This window comes from Streptomyces sp. BoleA5, from assembly GCF_000373665.1.
In the GTDB taxonomy this organism is placed as follows: Bacteria; Actinomycetota; Actinomycetes; order Streptomycetales; family Streptomycetaceae; genus Actinacidiphila.
Window position 1 is genome coordinate 1 of the sequence record NZ_KB892150.1, and the last position, 1,661, is coordinate 1,661.

The 1,661-nt window shown below is 69.3% G+C and carries 2 protein-coding genes and 1 pseudogene; all 3 read left to right on the forward strand.

Annotated elements, in window-relative coordinates:
* Positions 1-432: 432 nt before the first annotated feature.
* On the forward strand, positions 433-648 hold the full coding sequence (locus B085_RS0137015) for a hypothetical protein (protein ID WP_018563645.1): 216 nt from the start codon (positions 433-435) through the stop codon (positions 646-648).
* Between the two features lie 45 nt (positions 649-693).
* Positions 694-906 carry a hypothetical protein gene (locus B085_RS0137020; RefSeq protein WP_018563646.1) on the forward strand — a complete coding sequence of 71 codons (213 nt, stop codon included), beginning with the start codon at positions 694-696 and terminating at the stop codon, positions 904-906.
* 130 nt (positions 907-1,036) lie between these two features.
* A pseudogene (locus B085_RS0137025) lies at positions 1,037-1,661 on the forward strand (hypothetical protein); the annotation flags it as partial.

Here is a 1,661-nt window from a genome sequence, read left to right on the forward strand (position 1 = left end):
AGCAGGACCACCGGCTCTCCGGTCCGGTGGCGGACGACGGCGGTGGCGGTCGCCCCTTGAACGACAAGCACGTGCACCCCTCTCACCGGAGGCCTGGTGGGCCCAGGCACCTCGGGGATCGAGAGGATAGCCACCGGTTCGTCGTGCTTCGCCCCCTCTGCCGGGACTTCCCCACATCGGGCAGGGGGCGGATTGACCCGTTCGAGTGATATCGGGTGAGCGGGGCCGGCCGGCCGGGACGCCTCCGCCGGGGCCCTCACCTGTCGTTTCCCTTGCGAGCCAGCCCTGTTGACGGTCAGTCATGAACCCGAGTCGCTTGCCGGGGCCGGAGTGCCCGGCTACTGTCCAACGCCGTCAGACAGATCGTCCGGTGTGGATGGACGGGTTCTGGGACCCGGTCCCTGTCCGCACCCTCGTCCGAAGGATCCCCGAATGCTCGACATGCGTGAGCTGGACACCGAGTCCGCGGAGCTGCTGCCCGGCCGTGAGGCCCTGGGCAAGCTCAAGTTCAGCTTCGTCAAGACCACGCACGTGACCAAGCACGTCGCCCACGTGGACGCCCACAACGAGTCGCTCGCGGCCAACGAGTGGTCGCCGTACGCGGTCGCCCAGTCGCAGGCCACCCAGGCCATCAACATCCGCCAGTAGTCCGCGGCCCACCTCCTTCCGCATACCGAGAAAGGTATCCCTCCCATGAACATGGACCAGCTCGACGCCGAGTCCGCGGAGCTGCTGCCCGGCCGTGAGGCCCTGGGCAAGCTCAAGTTCAGCTTCGTCAAGACCACGCACGTGACCAAGAACATCGCGCACGTCGACGCCCACAACGAGTCGCTCGCGGCGAACCAGTTCTCCCCGTTCGCGGTCGCCCAGTCCGAGGCCACCCAGGCCATCAACATCCGCCAGTAACAACACCCGTACGTGTGCGGACCGCGCCCGTCGTGGCGCGGTCCGTCTCGGGAGGAAGAGCAGGACGGTGACGGAAAGTCACATTGCTCAGGGCCCCGGTCCCACGGGGACGGCGGTGTACGGCGCGGACGTGATCGAACCCGCCCCCTTCGACACGGGCTTCCCCGTCCCGCGACTGGGCGCCGGCCTGCAACTCCTCGGCGAGTACAAGGGATCGGGGACCACCGAACCCCGGTACATCGTCCGCCGGGGGGACGGGCAGGTCGTGCAGCTGAGCCGGCTGCTGTACCTGGTCGCCCGCGCCATCGACGGGCGGCGCGACACGGAGGCCATCTCCCACCGGGTGAGCGGGCGCTTCGGCCGCGAGGTCAGCGCCGAGAACGTGCACTACCTGATCGAGAACAAGCTCCAGCCGCTGGGTGTCACCGTCCCCTTCGGCCAGGAGGACGACGAGGTCACCGGGCCCACCGCGGACCTCCTGCTCGTCCTCAAGGGTCACCGCGTCATCTTCCGCGAGCGGCAGGTCGCCCGGATCGCCCGCTCCCTGGCCTGGCTGCACCGTCCCCTGGTGGTGGCCCTGGTGCTCGCGACGGCGGTCGCCATGGAGATCTGGCTGTTCGCCCTGCACGGGGCGATGACCCCGGTGCTGCAGGTGCTGGAGCAGCCGGTGCTCATGCTGGTGGTGTTCGCGCTGACCGTCGCCTCGCTCGTCTTCCACGAGTTCGGGCACGCCTCCGCCTGCCGCTACGGCGGGG

What these genes read in the sequence shown, in the direction of transcription:
- B085_RS0137015 (WP_018563645.1), top strand. Translation starts at nt 433, where the DNA reads ATGCTCGACATGCGTGAGCTGGACACCGAGTCCGCGGAGCTGCTGCCC.
- B085_RS0137020 (WP_018563646.1), top strand. Translation starts at nt 694, where the DNA reads ATGAACATGGACCAGCTCGACGCCGAGTCCGCGGAGCTGCTGCCCGGC.